Consider the following 19118-nt stretch of genomic DNA (forward strand, 5'->3'; position numbering starts at 1 on the left):
TTAATTAGTACTTGTTGTTTTTTGCCTTATAAAGCCATATCGGGTTACCGTTCGCACCTGTGTTGATGTATAATATGGATTAGTATCGCCTGTTTGTAATACCAGCGAAAACTGCCCAATGTTAAATATCTGCGCGTTAGCAAACGGCTTGGAACTACCCACTGCGGTAGTATCTTTGCATACCATATCGGCATACAAGGTAAGCTTGTTTTTAGCTAACGACCATGTACCAGTAGCGGTTGGCTGCGCTTTGCAATCAAAATTGGTGTAAGTGCAGGTCATATCTTTATTAAAGATAAATAATTGTGTAGTATCGCAATCAGTATTCAAAGTATCCACCGACTCCTGCGCATCGCCTATATAATGATATACGTTTACTGATGCCAGCTGCCATGCCCCTGTACTAAACAAATTGGGTATATTGCTCTGGTCCTCTTTTTTACACGAATTGATAACAAAGCTTGCGACCACCAGGCCTGCCAGTGAAAAAAGTATCCGTTTATTCTTCATTTAAGCTGCAAAGATAGTTTACTTATTTAATTCATACGCTGCTTTATAATAACTGTTTATTTATACAGATATTTTTTACCCCGATGTATTTTAAACAAAGCAAAGCTTAGCTATAGCTGTTATATTTGCTTTATGCGAATACCTTACCATGTACTAAAGGCCGAACTTAAACGCGTGCTAACCGGCTTAAACATTAGCGATGAAACCGCCGACGCCTGCGCGGGTATTTTTGCTGATAACAGCCGCGATGGTGTTTATACCCACGGATTAAACCGTTTCCCGGTGTTTGTACAGTATATTAAAGAGGGGCTGGTTGATATGGCGGCTGTACCCACATTAACAAACGCATTTAGCGCCATTGAGCAATGGGATGGCAACCTTGGTCCGGGTATGCTAAACGCCGTTTTTTGTATGGATAGGGCTATTGAGCTGGCAAAAACCAATGGCATAGGCTGTGTAGCTATTAAAAATACTAACCACTGGATGCGCGGCGGCACCTACGGCCTGCAATCCGCCGAAGCAGGTTTTGCAAGCATTTGCTTTACCAATACCATTGCCAACCTACCCCCTTGGGGCGGTACTGAGCCGCGTTTGGGTAACAACCCGTTGGTAATAGCCATACCCCGCGAAGGCGGACATGTAGTATTAGATATGGCCATGACGCAATACTCTTTTGGCAAACTATGGCAATACAACGATCAAAACAAGGAATTACCCGTACCCGGTGGATACAATAACCATGGCAATTTAACAACAAACGCAGCCGATATTATTGAAAGTAAACGTGCGTTACCTATCGGCTTTTGGAAAGGCTCGGGACTGGCATTAGTGCTGGATATGCTGGCAACCCTTTTAAGCGGCGGTAATTCCACCTCGGCCATTACCCAATCGGGCAAAAAAGAAACGGGTGTATCGCAGGTGTTCATCTGTATAAAAAGCGACAACGAGCAAAACGCCGCCTTAATCGAAGAAGTGATCAAATATGCTAAAAACAGCGCTGCGGAAGGCGACAACGAGATACTTTACCCCGGCGAAAACATGTTACGCACACGCAAGCGTAATTTAAAAGAAGGTGTATTGGTTGATGATGTGGTGTGGGAAAAGGTTTTAGGGATGTAACTTACCTATTTATTCTATCAACCCCTCAAATTTTTCCCAAAAACCATCTTTAGGTAATGGTGCTACAATTAATACAGGCTCGTTTTTTACGGGATGGATAAATTGCAGGCGGCGGGCGTGCAGGCAAATGCTTTTTCGCAGGCTGCCGCGGGGGTAGCCATATTTATTATCGCCTACTATAGGGCAGCCTAAGGTAGATAGCTGTACCCGTATTTGGTGCGGTCTGCCGGTAATGGGGTCTACCTCTATTACATAGTATCCTTCGCGCTCACCAGTCATTTTGTAGTTCAGTTCTGATCTTAGCGCGCCCTGCACTTCTTTATCATGTGCCTTGGTTAGGTTTTTTTGCGGATTTTTTAGCAGCCAGTGAACCAGGTTACCGGCCTCGGGCTGCGGTCGCTTACGCACAATAGCATAATACGTTTTATGCATATCGCGGCTTTGGAACATCTTGTTTATCCTATCCAGCGCTTTGCTGGTTTTGGCAAAAAGTATTACCCCGCTAACAGGCCTGTCCAGCCGGTGTACAACACCCAAAAAAGCGCCGTTTGGCTTATTATACTTTTTGGCAATGTATTTTTTAACCTTCTCGTCTAACGATTCATCGCCAGTATCATCTACCTGTACAATATCGCCCGCGCGCTTGTTTACCGCAATAAGGTGGTTATCCTCATACAGTATATCCGCGTCGGTAATATCTTTGCTGATGTAGTTAAATTCTGGTCGCGACACTTTTTAATTTCGGATTTCGGATTTTCAATTTCGGATTTTCGTGCAAACTGCTAACAGGCAACTGCCAACTAATACTCCTCTTTTTCGTTAGGGAAGCTTTTGGCCTTTACATCGCCCACATAGTTTTTGATGGCATCGTTCATCACATCAAACAAGTTGGCGTATTGGCGTAAAAAGCGGGGTTTAAAGCCTTTATTAATGCCCAGCATATCGTGTATCACCAATACTTGCCCATCGCAATGCTGGCCTGCACCTATGCCGATAGTAGGTATGCTTAAGCTTTTACTTACCTCCGTAGCCAGTTTGGCGGGTATTTTTTCTAACACTATACCAAAGCAACCCAGTTCTTGCAGTTTCAAGGCATCCTCCTTAAGCTTTGCAGCTTCGGCTTGCTCTTTTGCCCTTACGGTGTAGGTGCCAAATTTATATATAGATTGTGGTGTTAAACCCAAATGCCCCATTACGGGTATACCAGCGGTTAATATGCGGCTGATAGATTCGGCAATTTCAACGCCTCCCTCCATCTTTACCGCATGCGCCCCTGCCTCTTTCATAATGCGGATGGCCGATGCAAGGGCTTCTTTAGAGTTACCCTGGTACGAGCCGAAAGGCAGATCGACCACCACCAGCGCGCGCTTTGCGGCACGAACTACCGATGACGCATGGTATATCATCTGATCGAGCGTGATTGGCAGCGTGGTTTCGTGCCCGGCCATCACATTACTGGCCGAATCGCCCACCAGTATGATATCCATCCCCGCGTTATCCACTATGGCAGCCATCGAAAAATCGTATGCTGTAAGCATGGCTATCTTCTCGCCACGGTTCTTCATTTCCTGCAAAATATGCGTGGTAATGCGTTTAACTTCCTTGTTTACCGACATGGTATGTTTGGTTTTGTGATGCAAAGGTATAGTTTGTATTTCGGATTTTTAGATTTACGATTTCGGATTTATGCCGTTTTGATGAGTGCCCCCCTTTGGATAGCTGCATGTCAGCGCCGGGTAATGTTGAAAAAATCTACAATCGTAAATCTAAAATCTTAAATTTTTACTTACCTTTGCGCTGTGAATAAAGAGGTATTTTACTTCAACCTTCCGGTTTGTTTTCACGGAGCTTCGTGCCAGAAAATCCGAATCAATCACCCTTTCAATTTTTTTACTAAATGAATCATTTCACCAAATTACCTGCTGTTTTATTGTTAGCCGATGGTACCGTATTTTATGGTAAGGCCGCCGGCAAAATAGGAACTACCACAGGCGAAATTTGCTTTAATACCGGCATGACCGGCTACCAGGAAATTTTTACCGATCCATCGTACTTTGGGCAAATAATGGTTGCTACTAACGCGCACATTGGTAACTATGGTATTAATACAGACGAAGTTGAGTCGGGCGAGATACAAATTGCCGGTTTGGTTTGTAAAAACTACAATATAGCCTACAGCCGCAAACAGGCAAACGAGTCGATACAGGATTATTTTCAGGAGCAGAACATAGTAGGTATATCAGATATCGATACCCGCCAGTTGGTTCGCCATATACGCGATAAGGGTGCCATGAACGCTATTATATCATCTGAGATACTGGATCTGGACGAGTTAAAGGCTAAACTTGCCGAAGCACCTGATATGGACGGGTTGGAGCTATCATCACAAGTATCTACTAAAGAAACCTATACCTTTGGTAACGAGGCCGCTAAATACCGTGTAGCTGTGCTTGACCTGGGTGTTAAAAAGAACATCCTGCGCAACTTTGACGACCGCGATGTATATGCTAAGGTATACCCGGCAAAAACCTCTTTCAAGGAAATGGAGCAGGATTTTGCCCCATCGGGATACTTCATAAGTAACGGCCCCGGCGACCCATCGGCCATGCCTTATGCCATTGATACAGTGAAAGATATACTGAATGCTGATAAGCCTTTATTTGGCATTTGCCTGGGCCACCAGCTATTGGCACTGGCTAACGATATACCCACTAAAAAGATGTTTAACGGCCACCGCGGGCTAAACCACCCGGTTAAAAACGTTATTATTAACCATTGCGAGGTAACATCGCAAAACCATGGCTTTGGTGTAGTGCAGGAAGCTGTGCGCGCATCAGACAAGGTAGAGGTAACCCACGTAAACCTTAACGATCAATCGATAGAGGGTATACGCGTGAAGGATAAAAAGGCATTTTCGGTGCAGTACCACCCCGAATCATCGCCGGGCCCGCACGATAGCAGGTACCTGTTTGATGATTTTATAAATCTGATGAAATAACAAAAGAGGCTATCCCAAAAAGATAGCCTCTTTTGTTTTAATCAGCGTTTTTACATTCCACACCCTTAGTTAAAGCATTTTACTTTTTTCGCTGTCATGCGTAAAATTTTCTCTTTTTTTCGTTTTAATTCGTTCGGGCAGGTTTACTAATATAAAATAATCCGGCATATAAACAAGCAATCATTTTGGTAAATGCTAATATTTTATGATTGTCCTCCATTTACCACTTGTCCTAAATGCTGTTAAAGACAACTCCAACAACAGCATAAAATCTAAAATCCGCACATCTGAAATTTGCACATCTACTCCCCTATTTTTTCAAATAATAATCAGGCACAGGCAGGGTCTTCTTCTCTACGTCCCAAATAATGCTGCTCACCTTCCAGCCGGTGGGGGTTTTAATTAACTGGAAACTATTTACACCACGCTCGGCAATGCTGTCGCGGGTGTTCAGGTAAGTATTGTAGGTACTTATGCGGCTGGCTATGCGGCCAAACTGCTCGGTACGGCCAAATTCCTCTTCCTCGTAAAACATGCTGATATGCCCGCCTTCTACCATTTTTCTAAACAATCCAACAAATTCGGTTATGCTGCCTGTTTCGGCAGTGTCTGTTCTAAAATTAATGAGTTGCGCCTGGGGCGTAAAGTAGTACTTTATCGAATCGTACCTGGGCTGCTCGCCCTTTTTAAAACTGATCGCATAATAAGCATCGTCAACCGCCTTTTTTATCGCGGCATCGTCGGGTACGGTGTAAGTGGTAGCGGTTGCTACGGTTGGTTTTTCGCCGCTGGTATGGCAGGCCGATATTGCCAGCACAAAGCAGGCAGCAAGTAATAGGTTCTTCATTTGTTAATAGGGTTAAGTGTTTAGCTAATATAAGTTTAAAATGCCACCTGTAAAACAGCCCTGCTTATAGCTAACCGGAATACTTTCACCGACAATTTCCCTCATTTCGCCTAATAAGGCTAACGGTTTGGCTGTTTTCGCTACAATTTTGTACTACTAAAACACACGAAACCATGACCACACTCCTATCAATCCCCCTTATTATACACGCGGTTGTTGCAGCCGCGCATGTCGCCATTGTTTACATACATTTAGTGGGTAAATTCATTTTTTAATTGGCCTGTATATTGCTTTGCCATAGTAAAAACTGCTATGAAAAAGGGAGAAACAGTTCACTGGAACTTTGGTAAAGGTGAAGGTGAGGGCAAAATTGAAAAGAAGCATACCGAACCCGTTAATAAAACCATTAAGGGATCGAAAGTTAAACGCAACGCCAGTAAGGACGAGCCGGCCTACGAAATAAAAATGGACAAAGGCAAAAAGGTGGTAAAATCTGAAAGCGAATTAAAAAAGGGGCCTAAGTAATATTAGCCTGTACCTTTTGTAAAGCGGTTATAATTAAGTATTTTTTAATTATAACCGCTTTTTTTATGGAAAGCAGGGTATTAAAAAATCTAATTGAATTTTAATACGATTTTGTGATACCGCGCACCGTTATTAAACAAATACATTGCATATTTACAATATGGCAAACCAACCTATAATTACGGTAAAAAACCTGGTTAAAAACTATGGTGATTTTGAGGCGGTAAAGGGCATTAGCTTTGAGGTGTACGAAGGCGAGATATTTGGCCTGCTTGGCCCCAACGGCGCCGGCAAAACTACCACCCTGGAGGTAATTGAAACCCTGCGCGAAAAAACATCGGGCCAGATAACCGTTGATGGTTTTAATATAGAGACTGATGCCGATAAAATAAAGCAACGCATAGGTGTACAGCTACAGGCTGCCGGCTACTACCCCAACCTTAACCTTTCAGAATTGATCGTTTTGTTTTCGGGCCTTTATGGTATAAACAAAACCCCTACCGAAATGCTGGAGAAGGTGGCACTAACCGATAAGGCCAAGGCTAAATACAAAGAGCTATCGGGCGGGCAAAAGCAGCGCTTTTCAATAGCTACTACACTTATAAACAACCCCCGCATCATATTTTTAGATGAACCCACCACGGGACTGGACCCACAAGCCCGCCGCAACCTGTGGGACCTGATACGCGAGATACGCGATGCCGGCACCACCGTGGTGATAACCACCCATTATATGGATGAGGCCGAAGTGCTGTGCGACAGGGTGGCCTTTGTTGATGGCGGCCATATTATAGGTATTGATACCCCCGACCATTTTATTGACCAACTGGTGGCTACCGGTTTTGAGCGCGAAAAGCAAACCAAAGGCGCCAACCTGGAGGATGTTTTTATTAACCTTACCGGTAAAGAATGGCGTGAAAGGTAAGCCCCCCAGCCCCCTGAAGGGGGAGCAACTTGCTTGAATTGAAGTACCAATAAACAAATGAACTATTGAACCAATGAACCAAAAATATAGTAACACACGCGCTACGCTGGCTATTGCCAAAGCAAGTTTCCGGTCAATATTACGCAGCCCTTCGGCGGTGGTGTTTAGTTTGGCTTTTCCGCTTATATTTATTTTGGTGTTTGCCAATATTGGCGGTGGCGGGCTATCAGTTGATGTGGGCGTTGCCAAAGGCTGCGATACCCTTAACCCGGTTTACGTGGCCCTAAAAAGCGTAAAGGTGATGCACCTGGTTAGCGACCAAACGCCCGACGAGATGAGCAAGAACCTGGCAAAGGGCAGTTTAGATGCCATTATTGATCTGAAACCTTTTGTACCCATGAAACCTATAGCCATGAGCGTGCAATACAGCGCGGCATCGGGCGATAAGGGCAGCATTTTAAAATCTACGCTTAACAACATCTTTTACCGTATGCAGTCGGCGCAGTTAAGTAAAATGCAGGGTTTGTCGGGTATTCAAATACCTAACGTGGTCGACTTAAAAGAAACTACCGTTACCGGCCGCGAGTATAAGTATATCGATTTTATACTACCGGGCCAGCTGGGCTTTTCGCTGTTAAGCAGCGGGGTTTTTGGTACCGCGTTCGTGTTTATTGGACTGCGTTTAACACTGGTTATTAAACGCTTTTTTGCTACTCCTGTTAAAAAATACAGCATTGTACTGGGCGAGGCTATTGCCCGTATCGTATTCTCGCTTTTAGGTGCACTGTTTATTATTATGGTTGGTCATTTTGCTTTTGGCTTTACGCTGATACACGGTATAATAACGGTGCTTAATATGCTGGTGCTTTGCGCCATAGGGCTTATTATATTTATGGGCTTTGGCTTTACCATATCGGGCATAGCCAAAAACGAAAGCACCGTACCGCCGCTGTCTAACATCATTACCCTGCCGCAGTTTTTACTGTCTGGCACCTTCTTTTCGGTAACCGCTTTTCCAAAATGGCTGCAATATGTAAGTAATGCCCTGCCATTAACCCACCTTAACAACGCCATGCGCAAGGTAGCGTTTGAAGGCGCCGGCCTGGGCGATGTTACCCACCAACTGTTCATCCTGCTGCTTTGGGGCATTGGAGTGTATGCCGTAGCGGTGAAGACGTTTAAGTGGGAGTAGGTTAGTTTAGAGGTAGAAAACATACAAGCGGTGGCTATGTGCGATTCCTTCCTTGGGGAAGGAGGAGGAAGGGGTTTGATAACAGATAAGTCTGCCATGCGTATAAACCCCTCCCTGCCACTACACAACCTAACGCACCCCTCCCCGTCCGCTGGGAGCACATCTAAAATCTGCACAACTGCATATCTGCACATTAACCCCACATCAACTCAATGTTAAATTTTCCAGTTCCCTCAGGGTCTCTCGCAGAGGACCCTGAGGCATACGATCTCATCCCTAATAATATCATCACAAAAGTTATATTAGCCTAATGGCTATTCGTACAATTCATAATACACCTGACCATACGTGGTTTATAACTTTTACCTGTTATTGCTGGCTACCATTGTTTGAAACAACACAATCGTATGATTTAATTTACGACTGGCTGAGACTAATTGATGAAAAATACCACATCAAAACATTGGCGTTTGTAATAATGCCAAATCATGTTCACTTACTTTTACACTTGCCTGTATCTGATAACCTGAAACTAAATACCATTATAAGTAATGGCAAAAGATTTATGGCGTATGAATTAATTCGGCGATTAACAGTAAAAAATGAAAACAAATTAATAGGGATATTAACTTTAGCGTGTAGTCAAAATGAAATTGATAAAGGACAAAGGCACAAAGCCTTTGAGCCATCATTCGATGCCAAGCCTGTGTACAGTTTAGATTTTCTAAATCAAAAGCTGGATTATATTCATCATAATCCAGTTAGCGGCAAGTGGCATTTATGTAATGAGTTTACCGATTATCCCCATAGTAGTGCTGCATTTTATATTGATGAGAAATCGCATCCCAATATAATTATTAGTGACTATAGAGAATATTGGAATTGATATCGGCGACCGCAGGGTCCTCTGCGAGAGACCCTGCGGAGACATCAAAAATAAACAGGTCGTCATTGCGCGGAGCGATAGCGACAAAGCAATCTCCGAACAAGGCATAACCACCTTGCATATGTAGAGATTGCTTCGTACCTCGCAATAACGCACGGTTTAGGTTTCTTGCGATACATTTCCGTTCTCTCAGCATCTCTCGCAGGGCCCCGCAAGAACATAAAACAAGCCGTCGCGCCATCATGCCGGCTGGCGGCGCGGCATCCTACATGCAAATTGTGAGACCGAAGGACACCCTTCTTGGCATCAAAAAAAAATCATCAAACGATTTACCCTAATCTTTGATCTGAATCAGATACTTTTTGCTTTTCCTATTCTCTTCGGGTTGCTCTGCAAACGATTTAGCGTAATCAATCCTGTCAGCACTAAACACATTACCTAATATCGGTTCGGCTTCTTCAATGCTATATGTTTTATCTTTTATTTGAAAAGTAAACTTGTAAGATGATTTCTTAAGTTCTTTAATAGATATTTCCGGACGGGAAATGTCAAACTTAAATGGTATCGTGAAACTTTGCTCTATTACACGGCTATTCTGTATAGCGGGTTTCCATCGTGGCGAATTTTGAATCGCAACGGATAAGCTTTCTTCAAAGCCGGTTCCACTTTCGCTGAACGCTTTAATATTTTTTGGTTTACCTGTTACATCCACCGTAAAGCCAATTACTATCCGACCTTTAAATCCAAATAAACCAACAAGTTCGGGCATACTCGTACTATTGGTTACATATCGCATAAAGTTAACATCACCACCAGGATAAGATGCTGATTGTTCGATAGCGACAAAGGTAACAGGGCTGGCAGCTTCGGGCACAATACCCGCACTATCCTTTTTAGCTTGAGAACTAATAGGAGGTTCTTGAGCAAAAACAAGCCCAGTAAACAATACAAAGGCTACAATCGTAAAATATAGTTTCATCAAGCTAAAATAAACTAAAACCGTGTGTGAGGTGGTATTAATTAGTAAAAATAATTCCTGTCCCCTCAGGGTCTCTCGCAGATTACCCTGAGGCATACGCCTTCTCAATCTGCAGATCTAAAATCTAAAATCTGCACATCTCCAAATTAACCCCACATCAACTTAATATTAAACTTAACAATTTGTTAACATTAACAAGTACACAGTTAACACTTAGGTAATATTAGGGTAATACATTTGCTGCCATTAAAACAGCAAGCAATGTTAAAAGCCCCAAAAATAGCTATTATAGCTTTTATACTGTTAACAGTATGTTCATTTACAGTTAACGCGCAAGATTCTAAATTAGGTACATGGGGCATTGCCACCGTAGTAATGCCCGGCGATAGCGTGCACAAATGGGGCGGCTATTCCGAATTCCAAACCCGCACCAATGGCGCACTGTTCAGCCAGTTTCAATACTACGAGGCTAAGGTGGGCGTAAGCTACGATATCGACAAAAACTTCATCGCCCTGTTGGGTACAGGCACTTACCATACCTACGATTACTTTGATGTATCAAAGGGCCCCATTACAAACGAGTACCGCTTTTGGGAACAAATGACCATTAACCAGTACCTGTCGCGTTTAAAGTTTGAGCACCGTTACCGGGTAGAGCAGCGCTGGGTAAACGGCAACTACCGCAATCGCTTTAGGTATCGTTTAAATATGTTTATCCCTTTAAACAATAAAAAAATTGCCGCTAAAACCTATTTCCTGTCCGTGTTCGACGAGATATTCCTTAACAATAAAGCGCCAAACTTCGAGCGTAACCGGGTATCTGCAGCTTTGGGTTACCAGTTTGATAAAAAATGGATAGTACAGGCCGGTTGGATTAACCAGCGCAACTTTACAGCCGAAACAAGCAGCGGCAAAAACAACATTATGCTGATGCTGATGTACCGTATAAACCGTAAAAACAGTGCCGAAAGGGAGCAGGTACCTACAACTGCCGACTAATTTTAATAAAGCACAACATTATAAAGAGACGCGGTGCCTATCGCGTCTCTTTTTTTACGCGTTTACCTTCCAACTCATTAATAATCATAACAAATACTAATTTCTGATTGCGTTTTACTGAATTTGCACTAAATTAGCCCACCAAATTAGTATAGTACACACACAAACAATCCGACAATAAACTATGAGCTTAATAATTGATGTTCATGCGCGCCAGATTTTAGATTCGCGCGGTAACCCTACCATCGAGGTAGATGTAATTACAGAGAACGGCGTACTTGGCCGCGCTGCAGTACCATCAGGTGCTTCAACCGGTATGCACGAAGCCGTTGAACTGCGCGACGATGATAAAAAAGTATACATGGGTAAAGGTGTTTTAAAAGCCGTTGCCAATGTAAACGATAAAATTGCTGCTGAACTTAAAGGCGTTGATGTATTTGAACAAAATGCTATCGACGATATTATGATTAAGCTTGATGGTACCGAAAATAAAGGTAACCTGGGCGCCAACGCCATTTTGGGTGTATCATTAGCGGTAGCTAAAGCAGCCGCGCAAGAGAGCCGCCAACCATTATACCGCTACATTGGTGGTGTTAACGCCAACACTTTGCCTATACCCATGATGAACATTGTAAACGGTGGTTCGCACTCTGATGCGCCTATCGCTTTCCAGGAGTTTATGATCATGCCGGTTGGCGCTTCTTCATTCTCTGAAGCTTTGCGTTGGGGTACTGAAGTATTCCACAACCTGAAAAAGATATTACACGACCGCGGTTTATCAACCGCTGTTGGCGACGAAGGTGGTTTTGCACCAACCTTTGATAGCACCGAAGATGGTATAGAAACCATTTTAAAAGCCATTGATAAAGCAGGCTACAAAGCCGGCGAAGACATTTTCATCGCTTTTGACTGTGCATCGTCTGAGTTTTATAAAGATGGCAAATACGACTACAAGAAATTTGAAGGCGAAAAAGGTGCTACACGTACCAGCGCAGAGCAAGCCGAATACCTGGCATCGTTAGTTGCAAAATACCCTATCATATCTATTGAAGATGGTATGGACGAGAACGACTGGGATGGCTGGAAATTATTGACCGAAAAAATTGGCGATAAAGTACAATTAGTTGGCGACGATTTATTTGTAACCAATGTTACCCGCCTGCAAAAAGGTATAACCGAAGGTATTGGCAACTCTATACTGGTTAAAGTAAACCAAATTGGGTCGCTAACCGAAACCATTAACGCGGTAAGCCTGGCACAAACCAATGGCTACACATCGGTAATGAGCCACCGTAGCGGCGAAACCGAAGATGTTACCATTGCCGATTTAGCTGTTGCCCTTAACTGCGGCCAGATAAAAACCGGTTCGGCATCGCGCAGCGACAGGATAGCAAAATACAACCAGCTATTACGTATCGAAGAAGAATTAGGCGCTGCCGCGCGCTTTATTGGTAAGGATTTTAAATACTACAATAAGAAGTAAGCAACACTAATTCAATCGAATTTTACGAACTACTAAAGCCCCGGATCTTTCCGGGGCTTTTTTTATACCACGTACGATTTTGTTTGCCCTCCGTTTAAATGGCAGCATCGTACTACAAAGATTTTTATACTTTTACGCTTAATGAACTTAAAACGCATATTACGCACGGCAGCAATAATTTTTATACTTGCACTAAATGTGGGTTGCGACCAGGCTACCAAAGCCATGATGCGCGATCATATCCGTTTTTACGACCAGTACAGCTTTTTTAAAGGCCATGTAACCCTTTTAAATGTCGAGAATAAAGGCGCGTTTTTAAGCCTGGGCGATAGTCTGCCTAACCCCTTTCATTTTATACTGCTAACGTTGTTGCCGGTACTGGCGCTTTTAGGCGGCCTGGCGTATATCCTTATTAAAACCAATATCTCAAAAACCGCGCTCCTGGGTATCATATTTTTAATTGGCGGCGGCATGGGTAATCTGTACGATCGTATTACCAAGGGCTCCGTCACCGATTTTTTGCACCTTAAATTCGGCATCTTCCAAACCGGTATATTCAACGTGGCCGATGTGTCTATTATGGTGGGTATAGGCTTAATGCTGCTGGATGCCTTTATTAAGCAAAAAAATCAGCCAAAAGTACTGGAGTTATAATATGTATAGACGCGATACTTGCGTCTTTCTATTATATGAACGTAACAATTCATCTTATTAAAAACAGACGCAAAGTATTGCGTCTCTACCTCGGCATTGCATCAATTACCTGCCAAAAACATACATACCAATAAAAACCGTATCTTTGCAAATAATTACCCGTTGGTTTACGGCTTTGATCAATAGACAACTCTTCAGATCCGCTTAATGCTTCGCGTTAGCACATATACATTACAAACATTACATGTCATTCGAAAATTTAAATTTAATTGAGCCTATTTTAAAGGCTTTAAAAACAGAGGGCTATACAACCCCAACTCCCATACAAGAACAAGCAATACCCTTTATACTACAACACCGCGACCTTTTAGGCTGCGCACAAACCGGTACCGGCAAAACAGCCGCTTTTGCAATACCTATCCTTCAGCTTTTATTTGAAGACAGGCAAAAACACCGTGAACAGAAATCCATAAAGGCCCTAATTTTAACCCCAACCCGCGAGCTGGCCATACAAATTGCCGAAAGCTTTACTGCCTATGGTAAAAATACCGGCCTTAAAAACCTGGTTATATTTGGCGGCGTATCACAAGGCCCGCAAACAGATGCCCTGCGCCGTGGCGTTGATATTTTGATAGCTACCCCCGGCCGTTTATTGGACCTGATGAACCAGCGTTTTGTGCATTTAGAGCATATTAAAATGCTGGTATTAGACGAGGCCGACCGTATGCTGGACATGGGTTTTGTGCACGATGTTAAAAAGATAATTGCCAAAGTGCCGGCCAACAGGCAAACGCTGTTTTTTAGCGCTACCATGCCAACCGAGATACAAAGCCTGGCCGATTCCATCTTACAGAAACCCGCCAAGGTTGAGGTTGCCCCGGTATCATCAACTGCCGATACTATACAGCAATCGTTATATTATGTAGATAAGGGTGATAAACGCGCCTTGTTACAGCATATATTAAAAGATAAGAATATTAAAACCGCGCTGGTATTTACCCGCACCAAACACGGTGCCGATAAAGTGGTGAAGGATTTGATACGCGCAGGCATTACTGCCGAGGCCATACATGGCAACAAATCGCAAAACGCGCGCCAGCGGGCATTAACCAATTTTAAAAACCGTACTACACGTGTTTTAATTGCTACCGATATTGCCGCGCGTGGTATTGATATTGACGACCTTACCCACGTTATAAACTACGAAATACCCAATATCCCCGAAACCTATGTACACCGTATTGGCCGTACCGGCCGCGCGGGTGCCAGCGGTATAGCCTTTACGTTTTGCGATGGCGAGGAAGAAATAGAATACCTAAGAGATATTCATAAACTGATAGCAAAAGAAATCCCGATTGAGGAAGGCCACCCCTACCCGCTTAACCACCTTGCCATGGCCGAAAAGCTGATGAGCAAGGCTAAACCGGTTAAAAAGAGTGGCGGTGCATCGCACGGTGGTGGCGGCAACAACCGCAATAAACGCCCCGGTGCAGGCGGCAGGCCGGCTGGTCACCGTGGTGCCAACAATACCGGCCGCGCAGGCGGTAGCAGCGGCATGAGCGGTGCAGGCGGTAAAAAGAGATTGTAATTTTGGTGAATAGAGGTTGTTAATTAGAGGTAAGTTTGGCTTGCCTGTAATTGCCAACCTTTATTTTTTAAAACTAATCACCAATCTTTAAGCTCTAATTAACCAATGTTAACATGTTAATAACCATATTTGCACTGTTTAAATTAATTAAATAGCTTTAAAGTGAAAATTCAGCCCGACAAAATGAGACGCCTTTTAGACCTTATCAAGAACAAATTTTTTTTGGTAACGCTGGCTTTTGTTATTTGGATGATATTTTTTGATAAGAACGACCTTTTCTCGCAATACGAGTATCACCAGCAGTTGGCTAAGCTAAAGGCCGAGCAGGTTTTTTACCAAACCGAAACCGCCAAGGTGAACAAAGACCTTGACGAATTAACATCAGACAAAGCCAAGCTCGAAAAATTCGCTCGCGAAAAGTACCTCATGAAAAAAGACAACGAAGATATTTTTGTTATCGTTCACGAGAAAAAGAAATAGGCAGATGTGCAAATTTCAGATGTGCAGATGAGTAATTAATACCCGGTTCTGCCCACTGCAAACTGCCACTGCCACTGCTTACTGTAAACTGCTTACTCCCCTGTCTTGGTATCTATTTTAGGCACGGCAAACATCGCTTCTTTTATATATTTAACCGGCGCGCTGCCATAGCTCAGGAATTTTTCGTTAAACTCTTTTAGCTTGTATTTGTCACCCTGTTTTTTCTTCCATTGGTTTTGAAGTTCAACAATTTCTTTAAAGCCGGTATAGTAGCTGGTTAGCTGCACACTGGTTACGCTTACCCGCTTCCATTTATTATCAGCTTCGGCCTGCTGCTGAAAAGCCTCTTTGGTAAGCATAGTAACCGCTTGTTCTTTGGTCATGTTACCGGCATGTACACTGTAATCTAATATGGTGTTACAAACCGATCGCAGGTTCCATTTATACCACATCAGGCGCATTTCGGGGGCGTTATCGCCAAAGCCGGCATCCAGCATCATTTGCTCGGTATACACCGCCCAGCCCTCAACCATGGCACCATTGCCAAATACCGATTTAATTATACTTGGCGATTTATTAGCGTATACCAACTGGGTATAATGCCCCGGTATGGCCTCGTGTATACATAATATTTGCAGTATGTAGTTATTATACTCGCGCAGGTAGCTTTCGGCCCGCTCAGGCGACCAACCAGCTAAACTGCCTACATTATAATAAGTATTCCCTGTTTTATCGTACGGGCCGGGCGAACTAACAGATGCACCTGCCACGCCCGCCATGTAGCCGGGTTCTTTACGCACCACCAATGGTTTTGACGGGTCGAGGGTTAGCAGGTCTTTTGATTTGATGAACGCGGTAAGCTTTGGTAGCTCTTTCTCAATAGCCGACTGGAATTCATCAGGCGCTACGTGCTTTACCGATAGCGCATCTATCATTTGCCCTATTAACTCTAACGAATCGGTCGGCATAGGTTTGCCTTCAAAATATTTTGGCCATAGCTGCTTGCTTAGCTTGGTCATTTCGCGGTGCACATATTTCTTACGTTCTACGGCAGCGTTAAATACCTGCTGGGCGGTACCCTCGGCCATAATATCGTATTTAAACTTGGCCTCGTAAAATTCTTTGCCCAATCTGAAACTACGCGGCTTGCTACTTTTTAAGTTTTTAAGCCATCCGGCATATTCCTTTATTGCCGCGGCAGATGTGCGGGCCCTATCCAGCATTAATTTTTGCTCGGCAGCAGGTATGCCGCTTTTCTTTAACGAGTCGCCAAAATCATTCTCTATCACACTAACGCCGCCCAGGTGCTGGTCAATAGCCAGCGAGGTTAGTTCGGGCACGGGGTTACTAATTTGCTTTTCGGCCTCTTTATAGTAAGCCGGTATATTTTGCATTTTTTGATAAAAGTGGCGCAGGCGTTTATCAAGCGGGGCATAATGCTCGTTTAATATATAAGCAAACGTGCCTATTACATTATATGATGCCGGGTTCCATTTATAATCTTTTAATTGCTCAATGTTCCATTGCATGCTCTCCAACTGGTTTTGCATCAAGCGGTGGTCCATTTTATTGGCATCCGAAAGTGTGTTTACATCAAAGCGGCTCAACGAGTCCATTTGCACCTTGGTAAAGCTGATCAGCGCTTTACGCGTTTTGTCGCTTGGTACCAGTAAAACACTGTCATACTTATGATAGCCGGCGCTGGTGGCCCAGTCGGGGTTGTTTTTCCAAAGCTCTTCTAAAAAGTGGTCCTCGTATGCTGTAAATGCCGCATCGTCTTTAGCAGATAAGTTTTGGTTTGATTGTCCGTCTTTTTTACAGGCGGTAAAGGCGCCAACATATAGCGCAAGCAGTAGAATTTTTCTGATCACCGTTAAGCAGTTTTTAGAGTATAAACTTAAAACATTTGATTCATATAAATCAAACTGCCGCTTATTTTGTTGAATTAGAAAAATGCAAGATGGATAGCGAGCACAAAATTTTAATAAACGAGCTAATAAAATTACTGGAAGGCGGCAATGCCCATGCTAACCTAAAGGATGCCCTAAGCGATGTACCCGCTTATATAAGGGGTGTAAAGCCTTATGGCTTGCCCTACAGCATTTGGCAATTGGTAGAGCACATACGTATTGCGCAATGGGATATGCTGCAGTTTAGTAAGGATGGCAGCCACCAATCGCCAAAATGGCCCGACGACTATTGGCCAAAAGAACCTAGCCCGGCTAATGACGAAGCCTGGCACAAAGCCATAAAGCAAATTGATGATGACAGGAATGAGTTTATAGCACTGCTTAAAAGCGAAGATATTTATAAGGCCATACCCCATGGCACAGGCCAAAGTATACTGCTGGAGGCCTTACAAATAGCCGACCATAACGCCTATCACATTGCCGAAATTGTGCTTTTAAGACGATTACTAAACGCGTGGAAGCCTTGATAGATGTGCAGATGAACGATGTGCAGATTATAGATGTGCAGATATGCAGATGCTAAGCGCGGTTAATCTATTCGGTCATTTGCACATCTGAATTCGCACGTCTGCACTTCTACGAAGCTCATCTGCACATCTGAAATTTGCACATCTGCACATCTATGAAGTTCATCTGCACATCTATCACTTAACTCCCTTTACAAAATTTACAATGGCGGTAACCAGTTCGGGTTTTAGCGGTAAATCGGGCTTGGAGTAGGTGGCGGAATTCGCGGCTTTATCTGCCGGGGCCTCTTTAAGCACATGGTTCATACCGGGCACAATTACCAGTGTAGCATCAGATTTGGCTTTCTTCAATTTTTCGGCATCCGTAACCGGCACCTGTATATCGGTTGTGCCCTGTAGTATCAGTGTAGGTATCTTTACCTTTTTCATTTCTCTAACAGGGTCGTACCTAAACCAGCTCATCAGGTAAGGCTGCACGCTTGGCCTGGCTATAAAGTAAAGGCGCGGGTCTATATCATCAGTATATTTACCCTTTTTCATGCTATCTATCATGGTTTTAAAACCATCGGTTATATATTGCGGCTGCGATTTTAATTGCTCGGTAACAATTACATCGGCCGGGCGGCCGGCGCCAGCTACAGATATATAGCCATTTGCCGGTTGCCCCCTTATGGCCAGCAAACCTACCAGCGCACCCTCGCTATGGCCCAAAACTATCACTTTCGAAAAACGCTCGTCCTCTTTCAATAAATTTATCATGCCCACGGCATCGTCAACATAATCTTCAAAACGCAGGTCTTTTTCTTTGGTATTGGTAGCGCTTTGGCCAACCATACGCTTGTCGTACCTTAAGGATGCTATACCATTTTTGCCTAATTCGTTAGCTATCATTTTATAGGTATTACCGTTTACACCAAGCTTAGGGCTGTTACCGTCACGGTCTGTTGGGCCCGAACCTGCTATGATAATAACAACCGGTACTTTACCCGACGCGTTTTTAGGCACGGCAAGCGTACCCGAAATTGAACCGGCAAATGTTTTCAAAAAAATTGGCGATTCGGTTAACGAGGCATCAGTAGGCAAGGCGGTGGCAGCCGGTTCCTGGTAAGGACTGATAAATAATCCGGTTATTTTATCCTGGCTGTTTAACGACAAGTTTAACTGATAAACCGCGCTGGCAAAAGTGGCTTTATAAATTGCTACCGGTGCGCTAAACTTAACCACTTCGGTTTTAGACAGGTTGCCTAATTGGGTTTTTAACTGCGCTGTTGTTAGCTTAAACTTATCTAATGGCAGCGATTCTTTCATCTCGGGGCTAAACATGGCGTGTATACTATCAATATGGTTATTGTTATAGTATTGCTTAAACTTATCAACGGCCAGTTTAAAGTTAGCGGGCTGGTCTTGCGCGTGCAGCCTAACAGCAACGCAAATAATGGTTAGTAAAAAAAATATCTTCTTCATGCTTTGCCTCAGCGAGTAGTTAATCAGGCGAA

General features: G+C 43.6%; 19 protein-coding genes. 12 read left to right on the forward strand and 7 right to left on the reverse strand.

What is annotated here, in order from left to right; translation table 11 throughout:
- Nucleotides 1-510, reverse strand: coding sequence for a hypothetical protein (locus FFF34_010430; protein ID TSD67778.1), 510 nt, complete (start codon nt 508-510; stop codon nt 1-3).
- A gap of 132 nt (nt 511-642) precedes the next feature.
- Between FFF34_010430 and FFF34_010435 the strand changes: the two genes are divergently transcribed.
- Entirely contained in the window at nt 643-1629 is a 987-nt protein-coding gene (locus tag FFF34_010435; protein ID TSD67779.1) for a 3-dehydro-L-gulonate 2-dehydrogenase, read from the forward strand.
- Nucleotides 1630-1638: 9 nt separating this feature from the next.
- Here FFF34_010435 and FFF34_010440 read toward each other — a convergent pair whose 3' ends face one another.
- Nucleotides 1639-2337: an RluA family pseudouridine synthase gene (locus tag FFF34_010440; protein TSD68012.1), complete on the reverse strand. Its 699-nt coding sequence runs from the start codon at nt 2335-2337 to the stop codon at nt 1639-1641.
- Nucleotides 2338-2429: 92 nt separating this feature from the next.
- The gene (panB, locus tag FFF34_010445) at nt 2430-3245 is read right to left on the reverse strand and encodes a 3-methyl-2-oxobutanoate hydroxymethyltransferase (protein TSD67780.1); all 816 of its coding nucleotides are present in this window, start codon (nt 3243-3245) and stop codon (nt 2430-2432) included.
- Between the two features lie 281 nt (nt 3246-3526).
- Here panB and carA point away from each other — a divergent pair, with 281 nt between their 5' ends.
- Nucleotides 3527-4627 (forward strand): glutamine-hydrolyzing carbamoyl-phosphate synthase small subunit, encoded by a 1101-nt coding sequence (gene carA / locus FFF34_010450; protein ID TSD67781.1) that lies wholly within the window; start codon nt 3527-3529, stop codon nt 4625-4627.
- A 310-nt stretch (nt 4628-4937) separates the two neighbouring features.
- Here the strand turns inward: carA and FFF34_010455 are convergent, their stop codons facing one another.
- Complete coding sequence (locus FFF34_010455) at nt 4938-5474, reverse strand: hypothetical protein (GenBank protein TSD67782.1); 537 nt, start codon at nt 5472-5474, stop codon at nt 4938-4940.
- 312 nt (nt 5475-5786) lie between these two features.
- On the opposite strand from FFF34_010455, the gene FFF34_010460 reads away from it, so the two are divergent.
- From FFF34_010460 to FFF34_010475, 4 genes are all read left to right on the forward strand, one after another.
- Nucleotides 5787-5999, forward strand: a complete 213-nt coding sequence (locus tag FFF34_010460) for a DUF2945 domain-containing protein (GenBank protein ID TSD67783.1) — start codon at nt 5787-5789, stop codon at nt 5997-5999.
- Between the two features lie 160 nt (nt 6000-6159).
- On the forward strand, nt 6160-6924 hold the full coding sequence (locus FFF34_010465) for an ABC transporter ATP-binding protein (protein ID TSD67784.1): 765 nt from the start codon (nt 6160-6162) through the stop codon (nt 6922-6924).
- A 73-nt stretch (nt 6925-6997) separates the two neighbouring features.
- Nucleotides 6998-8116 carry an ABC transporter permease gene (locus tag FFF34_010470; GenBank protein ID TSD67785.1) on the forward strand — a complete coding sequence of 373 codons (1119 nt, stop codon included), beginning with the start codon at nt 6998-7000 and terminating at the stop codon, nt 8114-8116.
- A 310-nt stretch (nt 8117-8426) separates the two neighbouring features.
- A complete protein-coding gene (locus FFF34_010475) occupies nt 8427-9002 on the forward strand; it encodes a hypothetical protein (GenBank protein TSD67786.1) in 576 nt (191 codons plus the stop codon).
- Between the two features lie 334 nt (nt 9003-9336).
- Here the strand turns inward: FFF34_010475 and FFF34_010480 are convergent, their stop codons facing one another.
- Nucleotides 9337-10077: a hypothetical protein gene (locus FFF34_010480; protein ID TSD67787.1), complete on the reverse strand. Its 741-nt coding sequence runs from the start codon at nt 10075-10077 to the stop codon at nt 9337-9339.
- A 165-nt stretch (nt 10078-10242) separates the two neighbouring features.
- Here FFF34_010480 and FFF34_010485 point away from each other — a divergent pair, with 165 nt between their 5' ends.
- From FFF34_010485 to FFF34_010505, 5 genes are all read left to right on the forward strand, one after another.
- Nucleotides 10243-10980 carry a DUF2490 domain-containing protein gene (locus FFF34_010485; GenBank protein TSD67788.1) on the forward strand — a complete coding sequence of 246 codons (738 nt, stop codon included), beginning with the start codon at nt 10243-10245 and terminating at the stop codon, nt 10978-10980.
- Nucleotides 10981-11164: 184 nt separating this feature from the next.
- Nucleotides 11165-12463, forward strand: coding sequence for a phosphopyruvate hydratase (locus FFF34_010490; GenBank protein TSD67789.1), 1299 nt, complete (start codon nt 11165-11167; stop codon nt 12461-12463).
- Between the two features lie 141 nt (nt 12464-12604).
- Complete coding sequence (gene lspA, locus FFF34_010495; GenBank protein TSD67790.1) at nt 12605-13117, forward strand: signal peptidase II; 513 nt, start codon at nt 12605-12607, stop codon at nt 13115-13117.
- Between the two features lie 244 nt (nt 13118-13361).
- Nucleotides 13362-14705 (forward strand): DEAD/DEAH box helicase, encoded by a 1344-nt coding sequence (locus FFF34_010500; protein ID TSD67791.1) that lies wholly within the window; start codon nt 13362-13364, stop codon nt 14703-14705.
- A gap of 183 nt (nt 14706-14888) precedes the next feature.
- Nucleotides 14889-15185, forward strand: a complete 297-nt coding sequence (locus FFF34_010505) for a septum formation initiator family protein (protein ID TSD67792.1) — start codon at nt 14889-14891, stop codon at nt 15183-15185.
- Between the two features lie 92 nt (nt 15186-15277).
- Here the strand turns inward: FFF34_010505 and FFF34_010510 are convergent, their stop codons facing one another.
- Nucleotides 15278-17053, reverse strand: coding sequence for a DUF885 domain-containing protein (locus FFF34_010510; protein ID TSD68013.1), 1776 nt, complete (start codon nt 17051-17053; stop codon nt 15278-15280).
- A gap of 92 nt (nt 17054-17145) precedes the next feature.
- On the opposite strand from FFF34_010510, the gene FFF34_010515 reads away from it, so the two are divergent.
- Nucleotides 17146-17622, forward strand: a complete 477-nt coding sequence (locus tag FFF34_010515; GenBank protein TSD68014.1) for a DinB family protein — start codon at nt 17146-17148, stop codon at nt 17620-17622.
- A 177-nt stretch (nt 17623-17799) separates the two neighbouring features.
- On the opposite strand, the gene FFF34_010520 is transcribed toward FFF34_010515, so the two are convergent.
- Complete coding sequence (locus FFF34_010520) at nt 17800-19086, reverse strand: alpha/beta fold hydrolase (protein ID TSD67793.1); 1287 nt, start codon at nt 19084-19086, stop codon at nt 17800-17802.
- Nucleotides 19087-19118: the final 32 nt, after the last annotated feature.

Origin of the sequence: Inquilinus sp. KBS0705 (assembly GCA_005938025.2) — a bacterium.
Classification (GTDB): Bacteria; Bacteroidota; Bacteroidia; order Sphingobacteriales; family Sphingobacteriaceae; genus Mucilaginibacter.

Coding starts and splice junctions, on each gene's coding strand:
- lspA (TSD67790.1), top strand. CDS start 12,605: ATGAACTTAAAACGCATATTACGCACGGCAGCAATAATTTTTATACTT.
- FFF34_010460 (TSD67783.1), top strand. CDS start 5,787: ATGAAAAAGGGAGAAACAGTTCACTGGAACTTTGGTAAAGGTGAAGGT.
- FFF34_010500 (TSD67791.1), top strand. CDS start 13,362: ATGTCATTCGAAAATTTAAATTTAATTGAGCCTATTTTAAAGGCTTTA.
- FFF34_010515 (TSD68014.1), top strand. CDS start 17,146: ATGGATAGCGAGCACAAAATTTTAATAAACGAGCTAATAAAATTACTG.
- FFF34_010485 (TSD67788.1), top strand. CDS start 10,243: ATGTTAAAAGCCCCAAAAATAGCTATTATAGCTTTTATACTGTTAACA.
- FFF34_010475 (TSD67786.1), top strand. CDS start 8,427: ATGGCTATTCGTACAATTCATAATACACCTGACCATACGTGGTTTATA.
- FFF34_010465 (TSD67784.1), top strand. CDS start 6,160: ATGGCAAACCAACCTATAATTACGGTAAAAAACCTGGTTAAAAACTAT.
- FFF34_010505 (TSD67792.1), top strand. CDS start 14,889: ATGAGACGCCTTTTAGACCTTATCAAGAACAAATTTTTTTTGGTAACG.
- FFF34_010520 (TSD67793.1), bottom strand. CDS start 19,086: ATGAAGAAGATATTTTTTTTACTAACCATTATTTGCGTTGCTGTTAGG.
- FFF34_010480 (TSD67787.1), bottom strand. CDS start 10,077: ATGCCTCAGGGTAATCTGCGAGAGACCCTGAGGGGACAGGAATTATTT.
- FFF34_010435 (TSD67779.1), top strand. CDS start 643: ATGCGAATACCTTACCATGTACTAAAGGCCGAACTTAAACGCGTGCTA.
- carA (TSD67781.1), top strand. CDS start 3,527: ATGAATCATTTCACCAAATTACCTGCTGTTTTATTGTTAGCCGATGGT.
- FFF34_010490 (TSD67789.1), top strand. CDS start 11,165: ATGAGCTTAATAATTGATGTTCATGCGCGCCAGATTTTAGATTCGCGC.
- FFF34_010470 (TSD67785.1), top strand. CDS start 6,998: ATGAACCAAAAATATAGTAACACACGCGCTACGCTGGCTATTGCCAAA.
- FFF34_010455 (TSD67782.1), bottom strand. CDS start 5,474: ATGAAGAACCTATTACTTGCTGCCTGCTTTGTGCTGGCAATATCGGCC.
- panB (TSD67780.1), bottom strand. CDS start 3,245: ATGTCGGTAAACAAGGAAGTTAAACGCATTACCACGCATATTTTGCAG.
- FFF34_010430 (TSD67778.1), bottom strand. CDS start 510: ATGAAGAATAAACGGATACTTTTTTCACTGGCAGGCCTGGTGGTCGCA.